Origin of the sequence: Nannocystis punicea (assembly GCF_026965555.1) — a bacterium.
GTDB classification, from domain to species: domain Bacteria; phylum Myxococcota_A; class Polyangia; order Nannocystales; family Nannocystaceae; genus Nannocystis; species Nannocystis punicea.
In genome coordinates this window covers 4836275-4856240 of record NZ_CP114040.1, presented here as the reverse complement: position 1 = coordinate 4856240, position 19966 = coordinate 4836275, and the positions used below count along the sequence as shown (strand labels likewise).

The 19966-nt window shown below is 69.4% G+C and carries 15 protein-coding genes; all 15 read right to left on the bottom strand.

Annotated features, from left to right (window positions below; genetic code table 11):
* Positions 1 to 79: 79 nt before the first annotated feature.
* The 15 genes from O0S08_RS18740 to O0S08_RS18670 all read right to left on the bottom strand — a co-directional run bounded on the left by O0S08_RS18740 (position 80) and on the right by O0S08_RS18670 (position 19824).
* Positions 80 to 1501, bottom strand: coding sequence for a sigma-54-dependent transcriptional regulator (locus tag O0S08_RS18740; RefSeq protein WP_269040549.1), 1422 nt, complete (start codon positions 1499 to 1501; stop codon positions 80 to 82).
* A 161-nt stretch (positions 1502 to 1662) separates the two neighbouring features.
* On the bottom strand, positions 1663 to 3207 hold the full coding sequence (gene gspN / locus O0S08_RS18735; RefSeq protein ID WP_269040548.1) for a type II secretion system protein GspN: 1545 nt from the start codon (positions 3205 to 3207) through the stop codon (positions 1663 to 1665).
* On the bottom strand, positions 3204 to 3809 hold the full coding sequence (locus O0S08_RS18730; protein WP_269040547.1) for a hypothetical protein: 606 nt from the start codon (positions 3807 to 3809) through the stop codon (positions 3204 to 3206). The genes gspN and O0S08_RS18730 overlap by 4 nt, the downstream gene beginning before the upstream one ends.
* Positions 3806 to 5560, bottom strand: coding sequence for a pilus assembly protein PilM (gene pilM / locus O0S08_RS18725; RefSeq protein ID WP_269040546.1), 1755 nt, complete (start codon positions 5558 to 5560; stop codon positions 3806 to 3808). The genes O0S08_RS18730 and pilM overlap by 4 nt, the downstream gene beginning before the upstream one ends.
* 40 nt (positions 5561 to 5600) lie before the next feature.
* The gene (locus tag O0S08_RS18720) at positions 5601 to 6971 is read right to left on the bottom strand and encodes a type II secretion system minor pseudopilin (protein WP_269040545.1); all 1371 of its coding nucleotides are present in this window, start codon (positions 6969 to 6971) and stop codon (positions 5601 to 5603) included.
* Between the two features lie 12 nt (positions 6972 to 6983).
* Positions 6984 to 7679 carry a type II secretion system protein GspJ gene (locus O0S08_RS18715; protein ID WP_269040544.1) on the bottom strand — a complete coding sequence of 232 codons (696 nt, stop codon included), beginning with the start codon at positions 7677 to 7679 and terminating at the stop codon, positions 6984 to 6986.
* A 26-nt stretch (positions 7680 to 7705) separates the two neighbouring features.
* Complete coding sequence (locus tag O0S08_RS18710; protein ID WP_269040543.1) at positions 7706 to 8473, bottom strand: type IV pilus modification PilV family protein; 768 nt, start codon at positions 8471 to 8473, stop codon at positions 7706 to 7708.
* Position 8474: 1 nt separating this feature from the next.
* Positions 8475 to 9461, bottom strand: a complete 987-nt coding sequence (locus O0S08_RS18705; protein ID WP_269040542.1) for a pilus assembly FimT family protein — start codon at positions 9459 to 9461, stop codon at positions 8475 to 8477.
* A 47-nt stretch (positions 9462 to 9508) separates the two neighbouring features.
* Positions 9509 to 9955, bottom strand: coding sequence for a type II secretion system protein GspG (locus O0S08_RS18700; RefSeq protein ID WP_269040541.1), 447 nt, complete (start codon positions 9953 to 9955; stop codon positions 9509 to 9511).
* 25 nt (positions 9956 to 9980) lie between these two features.
* Positions 9981 to 11219: a type II secretion system inner membrane protein GspF gene (gene gspF / locus O0S08_RS18695; RefSeq protein ID WP_269040540.1), complete on the bottom strand. Its 1239-nt coding sequence runs from the start codon at positions 11217 to 11219 to the stop codon at positions 9981 to 9983.
* Positions 11220 to 11225: 6 nt separating this feature from the next.
* The gene (locus O0S08_RS18690) at positions 11226 to 13091 is read right to left on the bottom strand and encodes a GspE/PulE family protein (RefSeq protein ID WP_269040539.1); all 1866 of its coding nucleotides are present in this window, start codon (positions 13089 to 13091) and stop codon (positions 11226 to 11228) included.
* Positions 13092 to 13110: 19 nt separating this feature from the next.
* A complete protein-coding gene (gene gspD, locus O0S08_RS18685) occupies positions 13111 to 15522 on the bottom strand; it encodes a type II secretion system secretin GspD (RefSeq protein ID WP_269040538.1) in 2412 nt (803 codons plus the stop codon).
* Positions 15519 to 16577, bottom strand: a complete 1059-nt coding sequence (gspC, locus tag O0S08_RS18680; protein WP_269040537.1) for a type II secretion system protein GspC — start codon at positions 16575 to 16577, stop codon at positions 15519 to 15521. Before gspC ends, gspD begins: the two co-directional genes overlap by 4 nt.
* 9 nt (positions 16578 to 16586) lie before the next feature.
* The gene (locus O0S08_RS18675) at positions 16587 to 17996 is read right to left on the bottom strand and encodes a sigma-54-dependent transcriptional regulator (protein WP_269040536.1); all 1410 of its coding nucleotides are present in this window, start codon (positions 17994 to 17996) and stop codon (positions 16587 to 16589) included.
* Between the two features lie 169 nt (positions 17997 to 18165).
* Complete coding sequence (locus tag O0S08_RS18670) at positions 18166 to 19824, bottom strand: DNA methyltransferase (protein ID WP_269040535.1); 1659 nt, start codon at positions 19822 to 19824, stop codon at positions 18166 to 18168.
* Between the last annotated feature and the right edge of the window lie 142 nt (positions 19825 to 19966).

Sequence of the window (19966 nt, the reverse complement as noted above, 5' to 3'; positions counted from 1 at the left end):
GAATTTCGACCTGTCCCTCGAGACAGCCCGAGGTCTCCGCGAACTTTGATCTCGCGCCTCGGTTCGATGTTCCGCGCGACTACTTCAGCGCGCCGCGGTGCGCGTGCGGTTCCGGGGGCACGGGGGGCATCCCCGTCTGCGGAGCGACGCGGTACTCGTTGAGGCGGTACTGAATCTTGCGCGGCGAGATCCCGAGGATCTTGGCCGCCTTGCTGGTGCTGCCGCCGACGTGCTCGAGCGTCCGCAGGATGGCGTAGCGCTCGATCTCTCGCAGCGACGCCCCGGGGATCACGGGCGCAGAGTCGTCGCCGCGCATCTTCGACATCAGCTCGCGCGGCAGGTCGCGCGGCTCGATCTCCGCCCCGCGCGCGAGCACCACCGCCCGCTCGACGCTGTTCTCGAGCTGACGGATGTTGCCGGGCCAGTCGCACCCGAGCAGCACGCCCAGGGCGCGCTCGCTGAAGCCGACCACGGGTCGGTGCGCCTGGGCGGCGAACTGGCGCAGGAAGTACATCGCCAGCAGCGGGATGTCGTCCCGGCGCTCGCGCAGCGACGGCATGCGCAGGGTGACGACGTTGAGGCGGTAGTACAGGTCCTCGCGCAGCTTGCTGCCCTTGGCCGCCGCGCCGAGCTCGTGGCTGGTGGCCGCGATCACGCGGACATCGGCGTGCAGCGGCTCGCCGTCGCCGACGCGGCAGAACGCGCGGTCCTGCAGGAAGCGCAGCAGGCCGGCCTGCACGCCCGAGGGCAGCTCATCGACGTCGGCGAGGAAGAGCGTGCCGCCGTCGGCCTCGACCAGCCGGCCCTCGCGCAGCACGGCTCCGCCGTCGCGCACGCCGAACAGCTCGCGCGCGCAGGCCTCGTCGGTGAAGCCGCTGCACTGAAGGCTGACGAACGGGCCGCGGCGGCCGCTCCATTGATGGATCAGGCGCGCGAGGTGTTGCTTGCCGGTGCCGCGTTCGCCGCTGACGAGCACCGACACCGGAGAGTCGGCGACCTGACGGGCGAGGCCGAGGAGGTCACGAAACACCTTCGACTGGCCGATGACGCCGGCGCGCTGGTCGGCGCGCTGGCTCTCGAGCGCCGAGCGCAGGTGCCGGGCCTCGCGTTGCAGCGCGCGGTGTCGCAGGACCCGCTGCAGGACGATGAGCAGCTGCGGCAGGTCGACGGGCTTGCTGAGGTAGTCGTCGGCGCCGAGGTGGAGCGCCTCGACGGCACCCTCGACCGAGCCGAAGGCCGTCATCACGACGACAGCGACGTCAGGGTAGAGTTCACGAAGCTTGGATATGAGCTCGAGGCCGTTGAGGCCGGGCATCTTGACGTCGGTGATCACGACGTCGGGTTCCCACTGGTCGATGCGTCCGAGCGCCTTGTAACCGTCGGCGGCGGACTGGACTTCATAACCTTCCTCGCGCAGCAGCTCGCTGAGTGCAGAGCGTGCGCTTGACTCGTCATCGACCACCAAAATTCGGGTCGGCTTGGGCTCTTCAAAGTTCGTCATAGGCGGTACCTCCGCGGGCTTCGCCTACTCTGCGGGCGGAAGATGCGCGGGTGTAATGCATACTTTGCGCGCTCGCGCAAACCCGCGGCCGACGACGACGACCTTTCTCCTATCGTTGCGAGTGTTTCTTCGCTGGCACGAAATGCGCAGTTACACGGCGTTCAGCCTGTCGGCGCATCATTCGAGGGTGGCGCCTCGCTGTCGCGCGGCACTTCGCCCTGACCCTGGCCATCGGGCTGGCCTTCAGGCTGACCCTGGCCGTCACCCTGGCCCTGCCCCTGACCACCCTCCGCCTGCACTTCCTCCATGGCAGGCGGAAGCGGCGGCGGCGGCTCGGCCGGTCGCTCGTCTTGCCGCGCCTCGGGCTCGGGCTCGGGCGGCGGCGGCAACGTCGACGGCGTCGACGGCGGCTCGGCGGGCGGCCGCATCTCGCTGTCGGCCGGCTTCGGCGGCTCCCTGTCGGGGCCACCCGTGTCGCCGCCGGCGCTCGGCAGCTCCGGCCCGTTGTTGCGCTCGAGCGCGTCCTTCTCCTCGGTCTTCTTCGTCGTCGAGCGAGACTTCGTGCGCGCCTTCTTGGCCGCCTCGCGCTCGGCGTTCTTCTGCCGCCGCTCGAGCATGCGCTCCTCGGCGGTCTTGCTCTTGATGCCCATGAAGCGCGGCTTGCCCACGGTGCCGCGCAGCTTGAAGCCGAGCCAGCCGTCGTCGGGCGGATCCATCTTCGACGACGGACCGGCCGTCTGGACCGCGAAGCGCAGCGTCTCGCTCTTGTCCTGCAGCGCCTGCGTGACGAGCAGCTTCATCTGGAACGCGAACTCGGACTTCGAGAACGGATCCTTGAGCGGCATGTCGCCGGTGACCTCGAGCTCGATGTCGGCGCTCTTGGTCTTGAAGTCCTCGACGGAGGCCTTGCCCTCCGCGACCTTGAGCTTGCCGATCAGCGTGCCGAGGTCGATCTCGGGGATCGTGATGCCCTTGGCGGTGATGCCCGACGAGCCGGGGATGAACAGCAGCTCCTCGCCGTCGCCGATCGAACACGAGGCGCACTCGAGCGAGATCGACCCCTCGGCCTTCTCGAACAGGTTCTCCGGCATCGTCATGTCGACGTGCAGGGCGAACAGGCCGCGCAGCGGGGCGCCCAGCGCCTGCTGCAGCTTGGGCACCGAGCCGAGCGGCAGCTCGGTGACGTCGATCTTGATGCTCGACTCGCTGTCGCTGCGCGCGTACTCGGCGTGGATCGGCGCCTCGTCGAGGACGGTGTCGACCTCGACGTCGAGGTTGCCGAGCAGCAGGTACTTGAGCAGCGAGAAGTCGACGTCCACCGAATCGAGCACCATCTGGTGCGGGATCTGGCCCGGGTGCGACGGCGCGTAGGTCCACGTGACGTTGTAGAGCGTCGCGCTGCCCCATGGCCTCACGGACATGTCCTCGATGTCGATGAGGTAGCCGGCCTGGCGCGCCTGATGGCCGATCCGCCAGGCGAGCGCGCGCGTCGGCAGGCTCACCCAGATGAAGGCGAAGAACACGAACACGGCCAGGAACACCCAGCCGGCGGAGCTGCGGAGGCGCCGCGACAGCAGGCGCATGCGATCGCCGAAGCTGCCGATCGGGGCGGCCGGGACGACCATGGTCCCGCTGGGAGGCGGCGCGCCGGCGGGCGCGTCGCCGCCGCGACGGAGGCTGGCGAGACTCGGCAGGCGGATCTTCACGACTCCCCCTCCTCTGCGGCCGGCGCCGGCGCGGCCTCTTCCTGCTTCTGCAGCTCCCAGGTGGCCAGCTCGACCTCGGCGTTGAGGCGGTCCTCGAGCGCCGACGGCGAGCGCAGCATCAGCCGCTCGACGAACAGGATGTTGCCCGGCTGCGCCTCGAGCTTGGCGAGGAAGGTGAGCAGCTCCTCGAGCGCGACGTTGCGGACCTCGAACGCGACCACGCGCTTGAACAGGCCCTTGTCGTCGACCGCGACCGCCTGGCGCTCCTCCTCGCCGCGCAGGGTGCCGGTGACGAGGCTCTTCTGCGCCTCCTCGAGCAGGATCGAGAACACGATCGGCTGCGCGTTGGCGATCCTCGCCTCGCGCGCCTCCTTCTCCTTCTTCTTGGTGTCGTACGCGGTGCCCTTGGTGCGCACGAGGACGAGGCCCTCGCGCAGCTCGGCGATCTCGGCGCGCGCCTCGTCGAACGAGCTCTTGCGCATCATGTACAGCACGCCGACGGCGGTCACGAAGAACACCAGCATCAGCACGCCGAGCAGCGCCCGCTCGCGCTGGTTGAAGCGGGACATGAACCCGAACAGGGTGGTTTCGATGGCGCTCACGACTCGGTCTCCGTGCTGCTGTAGCAGTCGTGCTCGATGTTGGGGTCGAACACCTTCTTGGTGCCCTCGTCGCGGACCTTGGCGACCTGGAACGGGATGACGCAGGGCAGCGCCTGCAGCAGCTTGTTCTTGAACCGCTCCTGCGCCGACGAGCGCGTGGCGGAGGCGCGGAACTGGATCGCGCGCGGCCGGATCTCGATCAGCGACAGCACGAACTCGTCGTCCCACGCGATGCCCGAGGCGGGGTCGACCGAGGGCAGCTGCACCGGGGCCGTCGGCGTCGTCGCCGACGAGCTCTCGGCGTCGGGGCTCGCGCCCTCCTCCGCCACCATCGGCGTCGGCGCCGGCGCCGGCTTCGGCCCGCTCGGCGTGGCCGCCTTGACGAAGCCGGCCAGCACGTCGAGCGCGCCGCGCTGCGGGATCAGCTTGGTGATGTCGCGGCCGTCGACGGCGTTGAGGCGATCCTCGATCTCGGACTTCGAGGTGAGCGACTCGCCGAACACCTTGTGGCTGGCCTCGCCGAGCTCCTCCTCGTAGGCCGCGCGCTCCGCCTCGAGCGCGCTCATGCCGACCACGGTGTCGACCACGCCGAACGCGAGGATGGCGAACCCGAGCGCGGCGACGGTGGCGATCCGCTCGGCGATCCAGCTGCCGTCGCCGCCGCGCTGGACGGCGGCGTCCTTGTGCAGCTGGATCAGCGGCCGGCGGGCGCAGCCGACGGCGCCGCCGAGCGCGGCGCACATGGCCGTCCAGTCATGTCCCGAGAGACCTCTGAGGCCGAGGCTCTCGCGCGGGCGGGCGCGCTCGGTCGGCAGGCCGAGCTGCTCGGCGAGGTAGGCGTCGAGGCCGCGCAGGTTGGCGCCGCCGCCCGACAGGCGCAGCTGCACGACCTCGGCGGAGAACTCGGCCCGCAGCCACATGCGCGTGTGCTCGATCTCCCGCACCACCGGCTCGAGCGCGCGGGCCACGAGCGTCGCCGACTCGAGCTGCTCGGCCGACAGGTCGCCCTGGCCGCGGTGCGGCACGAACGCGTTGGCGCGCTTGGCCGCCTCGGCCTCGCTGTCGCTGAGCTGGTAGCGCTGCTGCAGCGCGCGGGTGACGTGCACGCCGCCGCGGCGGAGCATGCGGGCGGCGATCGGGCCCTTGGCGCCGAACGCCACCAGGTCGGTGGTGGCGTGGCCGATGTCGAGGCCGAGCACCACGGGCGTGCGCGCGTCGGCCGGCGCGCCCTTGGCCGGCTCGGGCAGGTCGGCGGTGAGCACCTGCGCGGTCGCCAGGACGTCGACGGTGATGAGCTTGACGTCGATCGTCGCCGCCTTGAACGCGGCCTGGACCTGGTCGATGGCGGAGCGGCGGACCGCGACGGCGAGCGCCTGGCCGCCGCCGCCGGGGACGACCGCGGGCACGTGGTCGAGCTCGAGGTTCTCGAGCGGGACCGGGAACTGGCCCTCGGCCTCGAACGCGATCGCCTGGGCGATCCGGCGCGGGTCGCTGAACGGGAACTTGAACACGCGGTAGGCCGCGAAGCTGCCGGGCAGCACCACGCCGATCGGGTAGTGGTTCCAGCCGCGGCGGCGCAGCACGGCGATGCCGATGTCGAGCGCGGCGGCCAGCGAGGTGTCGCCCTGCGGCGCCAGCGTCACCGGCTCGATGACCGTCTCGAGCACCTGGATGGAGCGCAGGCCGGCGTTGATGAGCACGGCCTTGACTTCGGAGGTTCCGAGGTCGAGTCCTACGTACTTCTGGGCCACGTGCGGCAGTCCTTGCGGTTGAAGATGGGAGCCATGAGGATCAGTCCTCGCGGAGGTAGAGCCACGCGCCGTTGCCCTTCGGGCCCTCGCTGCGGGCGAATTGCATGTCGTAGATGGCGGTGAGGCGCTTCTTGACCGCGCCGACCTCGGCGATGATCTCGATGCGATAGACCCGCTCGGGCGCGATGGTGGCGATGTCGCTGAGGCCGCCGAGCTGCTCGCCCGTGCCCTTGTCCTCCTCGCTGTTCTCGCGGATGTTCATGCCCTCGGGGATGCGCGGCAGGTTGGCCCGGTTGAGCGCCTGCCCGGCCGCGCCGCCGCCGCCGAGCGCGGCCAGCGGGTTCATGAACTTGTCGGGCTTCTCGACGAACTCCTTGAACGCCTTCATGTCGGCGAACAGGCTCATCGTCCGCGTGTCGACCACGTAGCGGGCCAGCGGCAGCGTCTTGATCAGGAAGTTCTCGCCCTCGGTCTTCCACTTGTCCTCGGCGGTGACCGAGTGGCGCAGCACCAGCGCGATCTGGTCGGCGCTGGCGAAGTTGAGGTTGACCTTGCAGCCGCCGTAGACCGTGAGGTCGGCGGCGATCGCCGTCATCAGGTCGTCGTCGACGCCCTGGACCAGGTGCAGCTCCTCGACGCTGTCGATCCGGGCGTTGCGCGGCTGGTACGGGTCGAACAGCTCGGTGTAGCGGTAGCGCTCCTGCGTCGACGACGACGCCAGCTTGACCATGTCCCAGGCCTTGTTGTCCTCGTCGATGTAGTCGACGATCGCCTTGATGACGTCGGCCCGGGTGTAGCGCTGACCGTCGGCCTTCTCCTCGTCGAACAGCGGGTCGTAGAGCGTCGGCATCAGCATCGCCTCGAGCGTCTCGACGGTGCGCGCCTGCGAGTTGTCCTTGCCCTGCCCGGCCGACGCCAGGCAGTTGACGTTGAGCTTGCCGCTCTCGGCCTCGACGCGGATCTCGAAGCCGCCGTGTTCGATGGCGAGGTCCTTGAAGGTCGAGTTGTCGAGGCCGACCAGGCCGGAGATGGCCTCGTGGCCGTCCTTCGAGCCGAACGCCGACATCAGGTACGGCGCGACCTGGGTGATGTCCCAGGTGCCGAGCATCTGCCGGAACTGCTTCTGGTTGAACACCATGCGCTGCAGTTCGAACAGCAGCAGCGACAGGCGCATCCCGCCGCGGGTCAGGTTGCGCGCCGAGATCTCGTCGCGCAGGTTGATCGCGGCCTGCCAGTCGACGCGGGTGGTGTAGCTGAAGGCGGCCGTGAACGGCAGCAGCACCGCGATGCAGGCCAGCACCATCAGCAGGGCGATGCCGTGCTCCTTGCCGCCGCCGCGCCGACGCGCCGCGCCGGACCTGGCCGGACGGACATGTCGCTTGGGCTTGGTGTTGTCGGCGGGGGCGGTCACGGCGCGGGCCTTTCAGCGGGAGAAGTCGATGCGCTCCTGCATCGGGATGAGGGTCTGGGTGACGTACTTGACCTCCTTGCCGAGGTCCGCGTCCCACACGCCCAGGGTGATCTTGACGCGCTCGGGCAGGCGGTTGGGCTGCATGTCCTGCTTCATCGTGCGCCACTCGTCGCGCCACTCGATGCGCTTGTTGTCCCAGTACTTGACGTCGAACGACTTGATGTCCTCGCAGAACACGTAGGCCGGGAAGAACTCCTCGAGCTTCTCCGGGCGGTCGCCCATCAGCCGCCGCGCCTCGCGCTTGAAGAGGTGGGTGCGGTTGCCGTCGACGGGGTCCTTGTAGAGGAAGTACTGGATGACCGACTGGTCGCTCTCGTTGGCGTCCTTGCGCATGCGGACGTGGGCGAACGCCGAGAACGTGACGCTGTCGGAGTTGAACTGGTCGCGGCCCTCGAACAGCGTGTAGTGCAGGTCCTCGGTGGCCGGGCGGTTGTGCGACAGGTACGCCAGCGACAGCTCGGTGCCCATGCGGGCCAGGCAGTTGCGCAGCACCGCGTACTTCTGCTGGGTCTTCTCCGCGGTGCGCATGCTCTGCGCGGTGGTGCTGAAGCTGGCGTAGACCGACGCGGTCATCATCGTCATCATCGCCACCGCGACGAGGATCTCGATCAGCGACAGGCCGCGCTGGCGGGCTGTCCGCCGGGACATGACTGGAACGACATGGCCGAAGGTGCTCATCGCCTCGTGCCTCCCATGCCCATGTTGGCCCCCGGACCCGAGGCGCCGCCCGCCGGCTGGCGACCCGGGCCGCCGCCGCCGGTCGACGGCGTGCCGGTGCCGCTGCCGCCGCTGCCGCCGCCCTGCTGCTCGTTGCCGAGGTCGCCCTCCTTCGCCTCGCCGCCGAGGCCGGGCAGCTGCTTGAGCTTGTCGGGGTCGGCCCAGAAGGTGTTGACGATGAACTCCTCGTCGAGGTTGCCGTTCTTCCACTTGACCGTGCACTTGACCTTGCGGATCGAGCGCTCGATCGCCTGCTTGACCGGGGTCCACACCATGCCGAGCGCCGTGAACGCCTGGTCGGCGGCGCTGCGGTAGTACATGCTGCTCTCGCCGCGGTTGGCCCGGTCGGTATCGTCCTTGGCCGCGCGCAGCTCGGTGAACTCGGGCAGCTTGAGGAAGTCGACGATGCACTTGTACTTGACGTCGGGCCAGCCCTGGTCGGCGAAGGTGCCCTCGTAGAACTTGTCCTCGAGCACCCAGCCGCCCTCCTTGCGGACGATGAACTCGGTCTCGATCAGCTGGTAGTCGGCGAGGAACGCCACCGAGGTGATGGTCTGCGCGTAGCGGGTGGCCCGCAGGCTGGCCATCTGCGACGTCAGCATCGACGTCAGCGACAGCGCCAGCACGGCCATGGCGATCATGACCTCGAGCAGGGTGAAGCCGGCGGCAGCGTAGCGCTGCTCGGGCGGCCGCAGGCGCGGGCGAACGGTCTCCGGCGCGGTCATGTCAGAACGCCCTCCGGTTCATCTTCTTGCCGAGGTCGTCGCGGATCGCCATCGGGTCCTCGGGCAGCGCCAGGTCGACGTGGCCCTCCTTGACCTCGACCCGGCCGGTCAGCGGCTTGACGATGATGGTGAACTCGTTCTCCGGGTTGGCGACCTCTTGCACGTGGATGTGCGCCAGCTGGGTGTGCCCCTGCGGGAAGAAGTAGAGGCTCGCCTCGCCCTTGGTGATCGGCTTGAGGTCCTCGGCGGTGCGCACTGCGACGACCTTGACCTCGGGCGGGAACTTGAACGGCTTGCGCAGCTCCGACAGGCTGTTGTCGTCCTCGAAGGCGCCGAAGATCGGCGGCTTGCGCCGCGGGACCTTCTTCGGCGGCGTGATGTACTTGTCGAGCGACTGGCCCGAAGGCGGGGTCGTTCCCGGCTTGGCCGCGCCGGCCGCCGCGGGCTGCCCCGGCGCGCCCGGGGTGCCCGCCTTGGTCGGCTGTCCCGGAGTACCTGTCCCCTGGGACACGCCCGCCATCGGCTGGCCGAGCGGGCCCATCGTCTGGCCCGGCTTGCCGACCGGCGCGCCCTTGACTGCGTCGAGCACCCGCGCCTGCAGCGAGCGGTTGTAGTTCTCCTCGGCCCGCTTGTCCCGCTCCTCCTTCTCCCTCACCTTGCCCGGGTCGACCATGACGATGCGGCCGTAGCGGTCGGTGGCCGGCAGGTACATGCGGTCGTCGCCGCGCTGCATGGTGAAGGAGTTCTTGTCGATGTCGATGAGGAGGCGGTAGTAGGTGCCGGTGACGCGGGCCTTGTTGTAGGCGAAGCGGATCGTGTTGGCGAGCTGGTTGGTGACGCGGGCCACCTGCGCCTGCTTGCTGGCGCCGAGGCCGGTGATCACGGAGCCGATCAGCAGCGCGAGGATCCCCATGACGACGAGGACCTCGATCAGCGTGAAGCCGAGGCTCCCTCGCCGCCGGCGCGCTGCTGTGGTGGGGCTCCGCATGACCATGACGATCCTCGCGGGAGAGAACGATCGGGGCTAGCGCCCGATCACTTCTTCTCCTCCTTGGCGGCCTCGATCTCCTTCGGGTCCTCCCAGCTGTTGATGTCGTCGCCGCCGGCCGGCTTCTTGTCGGGGCCGTTGGAGGTGACGTCGACCGGGCCGTGCTGGCCGGGGCAGACGATGACGTACTCCTCGCCCCACGGGTCCTTCTTGACGCGCGCCGTGACGCCGGCGGCCTTGAGGTCCGCCATGCTCTTCGGGCACTTGTCGTTCTTCTGCAGCATGTACTGCTCGCTGAGCTTCTGGATCTCGACCACCTCGTTGTAGGCGACCTTGACCTTCGAGTCCGAGAGCGCGTTGAAGGCGACGACGCTGACGCCGCCGACGATGAGGCCGATGATCGCCAGCACGACGAGGATCTCGATCAGCGTCATGCCGCGGCTGCGGCGGCGGCGGCGGACGGCCTGGCGGACGGTGTGAAGTTGCGGGTTCATGGATGGTCTCTCCTGAGTACTCGGGCTACTGCGCGGCCATTTCGTTGAGCATCATGATCGGCTGCATGATCGAGAACACGATAAAGCCGACGCTGCCGCCCATGAGCACGATCATGAGGGGCTCCAGCAGCGCGGTCATGCGCGTGAGCGCGGTGTTGACCTCGCGGTCGTAGGCGTTGGCGACGTCGGTGAGCATCTGCTCGAGCTGGCCGGAGCGCTCGCCGACCGAGATCATGTGCGTCACCAGGGCGGGGAACTGGCCGCTGCGCTTGAGCGCCGGCGCGATGCCCTCGCCCTCGCGGATGTTGTCGCGGGCGGTGGCGACGACCTTCTCGAGCACCCAGTTGCCGAGCAGCGCCCGCACGATGTCGAGCGCCGCGAGCAGCTGCACGCCGCTGGCGAGCATCGTCGCAAGTGTACGGGCGAACCGCGCGATCGCCAGCTTGCGCGCGAGGTCGCCGATGATCGGCAGCTTGAGCAAGATGGTGTCGCCGGTCGCGCGGCCGATGTCGGTCTTGCGCCAGCGGCGGAACAGCCAGCCGAGGCCGAAGAAGCCGGCGATGATCATGTACCACCAGGCGGCGATGAAGTCGCTGAGCCAGATCAGGAACGCGGTGTTCCACGGCAGCTGGGCGTTCATGCCCTCGAACATCTCCGTGATCTGCGGGACCACGTTGAGCATCAGCATCGTGATGATGCCGCCCGACAGCACGGTCATGATCGCCGGGTAGATCATCGCCGAGGTGACCTTGCCCTTCAGCTCCTCCTGCTGATCCATGAAGTCGGCGATGCGCAGGAGCACGGTCTCGAGCGAGCCGGACGCCTCGCCCGCGCGGACCATGTTGATGAACAGCGGCTGGAACACGTCGGGGTAGCGCGCGCAGGCGTCGGCCAGCGAGCTGCCCTCGTTCACCTTGTTGGCGATGTCGCTGAGGATGCCCTTGAGCCGCCGGCTCTCGCTCTGCTCGGTGATCGCCGCCAGCGACTCGGGCAGCGTGACGCCGGCGCACAGCAGCGTGGCCAGGAGCCGCGTCGTCCGCGACACCGTCTTCTGCGAGACGCGGTCGAACAGCGCCCCCAGGTCGACCTCGCGGCCGCCCGCGCCGCCGGCCGCCGCCACCTGCGCCGTGGTCTCGCTGACCGCGGTGAGGAAGACGCCGGCGCGCTTGAGGTTGGCCTTGAGCGCGGCGACAGTGTCGGCCGACTCGACGCCCTTGACCGTCTTGCCGTCCTTGCGGAGACCCGTGTACGCGTACGCCGGCATGCCCCGTTACGACTCCACCGAGGTCGCGCGCAGGACCTCGTCGAGGGTGCTGATGCCGCAGACGACCTTGTGCGCGCCGTCGTCGCGGAGCGTACGCAGACCCTGGGCCAGCGCCGCCTGCTTGATCTGCATGGCGTCGGCGTTGCGGATCGCCAGGCGCCGGACCTCTTCGCTGACCATCAGGACCTCGTACACGCCGGTTCGCCCGGCGTAGCCGCTGCCCTGGCACTTGTCGCAGCCGACCGCGCGGTAGACGTGCCCGCGCGGGGGCAGCCGCCGCGGCTCGGGCACCGACAGCGGTATGACCTCGCCGTTCTCGTCGCGCACCGGCACCTTCAACGCCTGCTCGCCGGCGTAGAAGGCCGCGGGGATGATGCCGATCTCCTCGAGCTCGGTCGCCAACGGCCGGTACGGCTCGCAGCAGTGCACGCACACGCGGCGGATCAGGCGCTGGGCCTGCAGCGCGACCAGCGACGAGGCGACCAGGAACGGCTGCACGCCCATGTCGACCAGGCGGGTGATGCCGGTCGCGGCGTCGTTGGTGTGGATGGTGCTGAGCACCAAGTGACCGGTGAGCGACGCCTGGATCGCGATCTCGGCGGTCTCGACGTCGCGGATCTCGCCGACCATGATCACGTCGGGGTCGTGGCGCAGGAAGGAGCGCAGGCCGGCCGCGAAGGTCAGGTTGATCTTGCTCTGCACCTGCACCTGCGAGATGCCGGCGAGCTGGTACTCGACCGGGTCCTCGACGGTGAGGATGTTGAGGTCCGGCGTGTTGATCTCCGTCAGCGCCGAGTACAGCGTGGTCGTCTTGCCCGAACCGGTCGGGCCGGTGACGAGGAAGATGCCGTGCGGCCGGTTGATGACGTCGCGGATCATCCGCAGGTGGTCGGCGGCGATGCCGATGTTGTCGAGCTTGAGCGCGACCGCCGACTTGTCGAGGAGACGGACCGTGACGCGCTCGCCGTGGGCCGTCGGCACGGTGGCGACGCGCATGTCGACCTCCTTGCCGGCGATCTTGCGGCGGATGCGGCCGTCCTGCGGCAGCCGCTTCTCGGCGATGTTGAGGCCCGCCATGATCTTGACGCGGGCGATGACGCTGGGAAGGTGGGCCTTGGGCGCCCGCTTGACCTCGTGCAGCACGCCGTCGACGCGGTTGCGGACGATGATCTCCTTGTCGCCCGGCTCGATGTGGATGTCGCTGGCCTTCTCCTTCGAGGCGTTGAAGATCAGGCTGTTGACGAAGCGGATGATCGGGGCGTCCTCGGCCGAGGCGTGCAGGATGTCCTCGTCCTCCTCCTCGTACTCCTCTTCCTTCTTCTCGAGGTCGACGTCCTTGGTGCGCCGGGCGTAGGTGCGGTTGATGAGCTCGAGGACGTTCGACTCCGGCATCAGCGTGACGTCGACGTCGGCCTCGTAGAGGGTGCCCAGGTCGTCGAGGTCGAGAATCCGCAGCGGGTCGGCGGCGTAGACGCCGAGCACGCCGCGCTCGCGGTCGAGGCGGTACGGCAGGACCTTGTTGGCCCGCGCGTACTGGATCGGCAGCTGCTCGACCAGCTCGTCCTGGATGTCGCCGATCTCGACGTTCTCGCGCGCGGGCAGGCCGAACTGCCGCGCCAGGCCGCGCGCGAGGTCCCACTCGCTGCAGTGCTTGAGCCGCACCAGCGTCTCGCCGATCTTCTCGCCCTCGAGGTGCTGCGCCTGCAGGCCCTCGGCCAGCGCCTCGGCGGTGATGCAGCCCATCTCGATCATGATCTCGCCGAGCGGGCGCGAGAGCGGACGGACCCCGAGCGGCGCGAAGGTCGGGCCGGCGTTGCGTTCTGCGGTGGTCTTGAGGGCGGTGTCCATGGCCTGCCTGGATGACTCGGGCATGTCAGACGAAAGGATAGCTTCAGGGCTCGCGCCGGATCACCGGCGCCGGGTTCACCGTCGCGGGCGGCGCGCCGCCGCCCCCCTCGCCGCCGACGTTGTCGTCGACCGCGGCCGAGCGCGGGCTGAGGCCGAGCTCGCCGGTGATGATCTCGCGCCGCATCTCCTCCTCGGCGCGGCGCAGCAGCAGCTCCTCCTGCTCCATGCGCCGGGCCTCCTTGTCGATCGCGGCCAAGATGCCGGACTTCTTGCGGTAGTTGATGTTGCTCTTGAGCTCGCGCTTGCGGAAGTTGGTCTCGCGCTCGATGAACTCGAGCCGCTCCTTGTCGCGCCGCTCGTGGATCCGGCGCACGTCGTCGGGGCTGTCGATGATGTGCGGGACCATGACGAGGAGGAGGTTGATCTTCTCCTTCTCCTTGACGCGGTTCTTGAACAGCCAGCCGAGGAGCGGGATCGAGCCGAGGCCCGGGACCTGCTTGACGTTCTCGCTCTCGCGGTCGCGGATGAGGCCGCCGAGCACGACCGGCTGGCCGTCGCGGCCGACGATCTTGTCGAGCTTGATGCGCCGCTTGGTGGTGGTGACGCCGAGCACCGGGTCCTTCTCGGTGATGTCGCGGTCCTCGACCTCGACGTCCATCGTCACGTTGCGCTCGTCGTTGATGTAGGGCTTGACCTTGATGCGCAGGGTGACGTCCTGGCGCTCGACGGACTGCAGCGGGACCAGGCCGGTGCCGCCGCCGCCGCCTGCTCCGAAGGACAGGGCGCCCGGGGTCGGGACGTTGCGGCCGACCTCGATGGTGGCCTCCTGGTTGTCGGCCGCGTACATGTGCGGCTCGCTGACGACGTTGACGTCGCTGTTGCTCTGCAGCGCCTGGATGACGGCGCCGAACGCCGGCACGTCGCGGCCGGTGCCGAGGATCGTGCCCGAGTTGAGCAGCGGCGGGCCGATGAGGCCGAGGGTGAAGTTCTTCAGCGAGTCGGGCGAGAGGAGCAGCGAGTTGAGCGCGGGCGTCGGGGCGCTGCTCACCACGCCGATGGCGGTGTTGGCGTTGCCGCCGAGCGTGGTGTTGATCGGGTAGCCGAAGTGGCCGCCCGCGCCGGCGTCGGTGCTGTGCTTGATGCTCACCTCGAGCATGTAGATCTCGATGTAGAGCTGGCGCCGCTCGCGGTCGAGCTTCTCGATCACCGGCTCCAAGTTCTTGTAGTCGGCCGCCGAGGCGATGATGACCAGCGAGCGCGTGGCCGGGTCGGGCGTGACCTTGACGTCGCCCGAGAACAGGTCGGCGCTGACGGGGTTGCCCGCCGGCGGCTTCTGCCCGCCCTGCTGCGAGGCCTGGGCCGCCTGCTTGGCGCCGGTCGCCAGCTGCGACAGCACCTGCGCGACCTCGGTGGCGTCGGCGTTCTTGAGCTTGTAGACGTGGATCCGGCCGCCGCCGCCGGGCAGCTTGACGTCGAGGCGCTCGATCAGCTTGCGGATGACGACGTAGTCGGACTCGGTGGTGACGATGATGAGCGTGCTGCTGCGCTCGTCGACGATCACGCGGCTGATCGCGGACTCCGTCGCAGCGCCGCCGCCGCCCCCGCCGCTGGCCCGCCGACCGGCGCGGCCGCCGGTGGCCGCGCCGCCGCCGCCGCCGCCGCCGCTGGCCTTGGACTCGCCGAAGATGTCGCGGATGATCTGCGCGACCTCCTCGGCGTTGGCGTACTGCAGCTGGTAGAAGAAGATCTTCTCGCTGCCCATCGGCTGATCGAGCTCGGCGGCGAAGGTCTCGAGCCGCCGCACCATCGAGCCCTTGTCGGTGATGATGAGCAGGTTGCCGACCAGGTCGACGCTGCCCGACTTGCTCTTCAGCTGGCCGAGGACGTCGCTGATCTCCTTGCTGTTGCCGTGCTTGACGCGCATCAGCTTGGTGACGAAACGGTCGCTGTTGGGCGCGTCGGCGTCGTCACCGTAGGTCGGCAGGGTGCGGTTCTTGGCGTCGGTGGTCTCGACGATCTTGAAGTACTTGCCCGAGGGCTCGACCGTCAGGCCCATCGTCTCGAGCGCGGCGTAGAAGGCCGCGTACGCCTCCTCCGCCGTGACCGGCTCGGGCGACAGAATCGTCACCTTGCCGGACCGCACCTTGCGGTCCCAGATGAACTTCTGACACGTGATCGACATGATCCAGTTGACGAGGTCCTCGAGCTCGGTCTCCTTCGGCAACGTGATCGTGAACTTGGCCCCGCGCGGGGTCTTCTTGCACGTGTTGAACGGGATCGGGCCGCCGCCGGGCGTGCCGCCGCCCTCGTCGCCGATCAGCTCGCCGCCGCGGCTGGGCGCGCCGGTGGTCGGATCCTGCGCGGAGACGGTGGTCGGGCCGAGCGTCAGAGCGGCCAGACCGAGAGAGACGAGGCCCAAAGCAGTCGGGCGGACGGGGGTGCTACGCGCAATCATTGGATCGTGATGTCCTTGGTGATCGACTCGCCCTTGCGCTCAATCGTGACCTGGAGGTTGCTGGCGCTGCGCATCTTGGTCAAAAGGCCCATGACCTGATCGACCGACTTCAGCTCGATGCCGTTGACCGAGGTGAGGAGGTCGCCGTTCTTCATGCCGAGCAGCTTGGGCAGGCTGCCCGGGCGGATCCCGTAGAACTTGAAGCCCTTGGTCTCGCCGTCCTTGATCGACGGCATCACCCGCGCCTGCTTGGTCAGCGCGGCCGGGTTGGCGAACAGGCTGTCGATGAACATGCGATCGACGGTGCACGAGTTCTCGCTCTCGCACTTGATCGCGTCCTCGGCCCCGGGGATGGCGCCCGCTGCCGGCGGCGCGTCCTCCTTCTTCTCGGCCACCTGCACCGGCTTGGCCGTGGGCTTCGGCGGCTCGACGCCGAGCTCGATGTACTCGAGGGCGCCGCTGTTCTTGACGTGCACGAGGCTGCGCTCGACGCTGACGAGGTAGACGCCGGACCGGATCCGATCGCCGGGCCAGTAGGGGCCGACGCTGCCGTCCTCCTCGTCGCGGATGGTCGCCCACGAGTACTCGGGGATGTTGGTCTCCATCGTGGCGATGAGCCGCAGCGGCTGCGTGCACGGGCCCTCGCCGGGCTGCTTGCCCCCGGCCACGGGCTGCAGGTCGCCGGGCCCGTTGTCGGGCGGCAGCCCCGTGCCGCCGGGGCCGGTCTCGGGCGTGATGACCTTGGTGCAGGTCGGGCAGAACAGGTTGAGCGAGAGGATCGTCTGCGTGACCTTGTTGCGGTCGGCCGCGGAAGGTCCGCGCGAGGGGCTCGACATCATCCGCGGGTTGATGATGGGCTTGTCCTCCTCGTCCTCGTCCTCTTCCCTGGCGGCGCCGTCGGTGTCGGTGCCGGTCGCCTCCGCCTCGTCGGTCGGCGTCTCGTAGATGTACGAGGTGCCGAGCCAGGTGGTGAACGCCGAGGCGGCGAACGCAGCGGCGACGCTGAGGCCGAGCGCCTTGACGACCCAGAAGTGCTGCTTGAAGACGGCTTCCATCGCTCTCCGCTAGTGGATGACCTCGTCGCTCTCCGACTCGACGCGCGGCGCGGGCTCGACTTGCTGCGCGCCGGACTCGAGCTTGCGGTAGATCGTGCGGGTGGCGATGCCGAGCAGGTCGGCGGCCAGCCGCTTGTCGCCGCGCGTGAACTTTAGCGTCTCCGTGATCATCCGGCGCTCGACCTCCTCCAGCGGGGTCCCGACGGAGAATGTGATCTGACGCCCATGACCGGCCTGCGGGTCGCGGAGCTCCGGCGGGAGGTCGTGCTCGTCGACGAGACCGCCCCGGCACAGCACGACCGCGCGCTCGACCGCGTTCTCCATCTCGCGCACGTTGCCCGGCCAGCCGTAGTTGCCCATGCGATAGAGCGCGGCCTCGGTGAAGCCCGACACCGGCTTGCCGTGCTTGCCGGCGAAGATGCGCAGGAAGTGGTCGGCGAGCAGCGGGACGTCCTCGAGGCGGTCGCGGAGCGGGGGCACGCGGATCGGGATGACGTTGATGCGGTAGAAAAGATCCTCGCGGAAGCGCCCGGCCTTCACTTCCTCGGACAGGTCGCGGTTGGTGGCGCAGATGAGCCGCACGTCGACCTTCGACAGGCGCCCGCCGACCGGCTCGATCTCACCCTCCTGCAGCGCCCGCAGCAGCTTGACCTGGATGTGCAGCGGGATCTCGCCGATCTCGTCGAGGAACAGCGTGCCGGTGTGCGCCTCGAGGAAGCGACCCTCGCGGGCCCGCACCGCGCCGGTGAAGGCGCCCTTCTCGTGGCCGAACAGCTCGCTCTCGAGGATCGACTCCGGCAGCGCGGCGCAGTTGGTCGGCACCAGCGGCCGAGCGGCGCGCGGGCTGTGCTGCTGGATGTAGCGGGCGAACAGCTCCTTGCCGGTGCCGCTCTCGCCGAGCAGGAGCACGGTCGCCGACGAGCCCGCGGCCTGGCGCGCCATGTCGAGGGCGGCCCGCAGCACCTGGCTGTTGCCGACGATCGGGCGGTTGGTCGCGGCCGCCAGCTGGGCCTTGAGCTCGCGGTTTTCGGCGACCAGCGCGTGCTTGTCGAGCGCCTTCTGCACCGCGGCGATGATCGCGGCGCGCTTGAGCGGCTTGGAGATGAAGTCGTACGCGCCCAGCTTCATCGCCCCCACGGCGTTCTCGACGGTGCCGTAGGCGGTCATCATGATCACCTCGACCTCGGGCGTGAGGGCCTTGACCGCCTTGAGCAGGTCCTCGCCGGTCATGCCCGGCATGCGCAGGTCGGTGATCATGACCTGCACCGGCACGGTCCGCAGGATCTCGAGCGCCTGCTGGCCGCTCGAGGCTGTCCGAACGGACATGTTCTCCTTGGCCAATACCTTCTGCAACGCGTCGAGGATGCTGGGCTCGTCGTCGACGACGAGGATGGTCGGGGTACGGGCGGTGCTGGTCATGGGCGCTCGAGTCGATGCCGGGGTGTGCAAGTCGGGGTCCTGGGCGAAAAACGAATGATTCTACGGCATCTCCTGGAGCCAGAACGGGGCTGTCACGCGCAATTGTCAGGCAGTCCGAGGCCGCTTGCCAAAATGGCAACCGCGCTCCACGCGCGGAACGCGTGGCGCCTCAACCGCCGCCCCCCTTCCCCGCTTTTCCAGGGCGACGCGCGGAGGGTTTGGTCGAGGGCACGGCGGCTGTCTCTTCGGTCATGTCGAGGAACGAGGTCTGCCGCGGCAAGCGCTCGGGGACGGATCGAGGCGCGAGGATGGGTGCCGCTGAACCTGCGCCTTCGGACATGTCTGGAAGGGCGAGAGGAGGTGGATCGGCTGTCCCTGGGGACAGGATGAGAGTAGCCGCAGAAGATGTCTCCAGGGACAGATTCTGCGTCGCGCCCTTCGGAGCGGCTGTCCCGACAGACAGGTTCGGTTCAGCAGCGGGCCGCTTGCTCCCGCCGTTCCGCCTGGCGCCCTTTTCACCGTCCGGCGCGGCTGCCCCGACGGACAGGGTCGGCTGGGCAACGCGCCTCTTGCTCCCGCCGGTACGCTCGGGTCGCGTCGCGCCCTTCGGTGCGACTGTCCTGGCGGACAGGTTCGATCCGGCCGCGGGCCGCTTGCTCCCGCCGGTCCGCCGCGATCCCTTCTCGTCTTTGGAGGCGGCTGTCCGTGGGGACACGTTCGCCTCGGCGGCGGGCCGCTTGCTCCCGCCGGTCCGCCGCGATCCCTTCTCGTCTTTGGAGGCGGCTGTCCGGGGGGACACGTTCGCCTCGGCGGCGGGCCGCTTGCTCCCGCCGGTCCTGGTGGGCTTCTTCTCGCCGGTCTTTGCCGGGGGCTGAGCCGCTGCCGGCGGCGTGACGACGGCCGTGGTCGTCACAGCGCGCTCGGCGTCCACCTCGACCGGCGAAGATCCACCTGTCCCTGCGGCCAGCTCCGCGCTGTGCGCCGCGACGGTGGCACGCGACGGCCGCTTCGACCGGGAGGGTTCGTCCGTCCGGGCGGGCAGCTCGGCGCCGGCCGCGAAGTCGCGGACGCTGCGGATCGCCACCCGCCGCTTCTCGAACACCAGGAAGTACGAGTGGTTCTTGCGCGCGTGGACCTGGGCCTTGAGCCGGCTGACCCCGGGGCTGTTGGGGCGCACGAGCACGAACAGGTCCTTGCAGTAGAGGCCGAGCGACTCGCCGCCCGTGATCAGCTCGACGTGGGTGAGGCGCTGCTTGTTGGCGCTGACCTCGTCCTGGCACTTGACGATCAGCACGCCGCCGGGCACGAGCACGCGGGCAGCCTCGCGGCAGGCTTTTTCATAGAGGTCGACGACGGCGTCGTGCCACTTGGGCCCGGCCTCGGTGGCCGCGGCTGCCGAGTAGGCGCGGCGGAACGCGGCGTGCGTGCCCGAGCCGGCCATGTGATCGACGCTGCGGCGGTACATGCCCTCCATGTACGGCGGGTCGAGGACGACGCAGTCGAGGCTGGCATCGGCGAACGGCAAGTCGCGACAGTCGACGCCATTCGTCAGCTCGGCGCCCGCCCGCGCGGGAGCCTCGGGCTTGAGGGCGATGTCGCTGGCGAGCAGCGTGTAACGCCCGTCCGGGACCCGGCGCCAGAACACGCCGAGGCCGTAGGTGACGTCGGCGACGGTGCTGCCGTGCGGGACGTGCAGCTCGAGGATCTGGGCGAACAACTCGGCGTTGTCGCCGACCCGCGCGGATACGACGACGTCCGCAGTGGCCACCCCGCCCTGCACCCGGCGCGCGGCCGCAGGCGGCTCGGTCCCGGCTCCGCGGTTGCCCACGGTGCCCGACTCAGCCGCAGCCTCGCGGGCCTTCACGCGGCGCGCGGTGGCGGGACGCGGCTCGGCAGCGGGTCGTCGGCGGGCGGCCATGGGGGCCGGACGGTACCCGATCTCGCGGCCGCTGGCCCGAATTGCGCGCGCC

Excerpts from the sequence above, each read along its gene's own strand:
- gspD (WP_269040538.1), bottom strand. The coding sequence starts at position 15,522 with ATGATTGCGCGTAGCACCCCCGTCCGCCCGACTGCTTTGGGCCTCGTC.
- gspF (WP_269040540.1), bottom strand. The coding sequence starts at position 11,219 with ATGCCGGCGTACGCGTACACGGGTCTCCGCAAGGACGGCAAGACGGTC.
- O0S08_RS18740 (WP_269040549.1), bottom strand. The coding sequence starts at position 1,501 with ATGACGAACTTTGAAGAGCCCAAGCCGACCCGAATTTTGGTGGTCGAT.
- gspC (WP_269040537.1), bottom strand. The coding sequence starts at position 16,577 with ATGGAAGCCGTCTTCAAGCAGCACTTCTGGGTCGTCAAGGCGCTCGGC.
- O0S08_RS18700 (WP_269040541.1), bottom strand. The coding sequence starts at position 9,955 with ATGAACCCGCAACTTCACACCGTCCGCCAGGCCGTCCGCCGCCGCCGC.
- O0S08_RS18675 (WP_269040536.1), bottom strand. The coding sequence starts at position 17,996 with ATGACCAGCACCGCCCGTACCCCGACCATCCTCGTCGTCGACGACGAG.
- O0S08_RS18710 (WP_269040543.1), bottom strand. The coding sequence starts at position 8,473 with ATGACCGCGCCGGAGACCGTTCGCCCGCGCCTGCGGCCGCCCGAGCAG.
- O0S08_RS18705 (WP_269040542.1), bottom strand. The coding sequence starts at position 9,461 with ATGCGGAGCCCCACCACAGCAGCGCGCCGGCGGCGAGGGAGCCTCGGC.
- O0S08_RS18690 (WP_269040539.1), bottom strand. The coding sequence starts at position 13,091 with ATGCCCGAGTCATCCAGGCAGGCCATGGACACCGCCCTCAAGACCACC.
- O0S08_RS18715 (WP_269040544.1), bottom strand. The coding sequence starts at position 7,679 with ATGTCCCGGCGGACAGCCCGCCAGCGCGGCCTGTCGCTGATCGAGATC.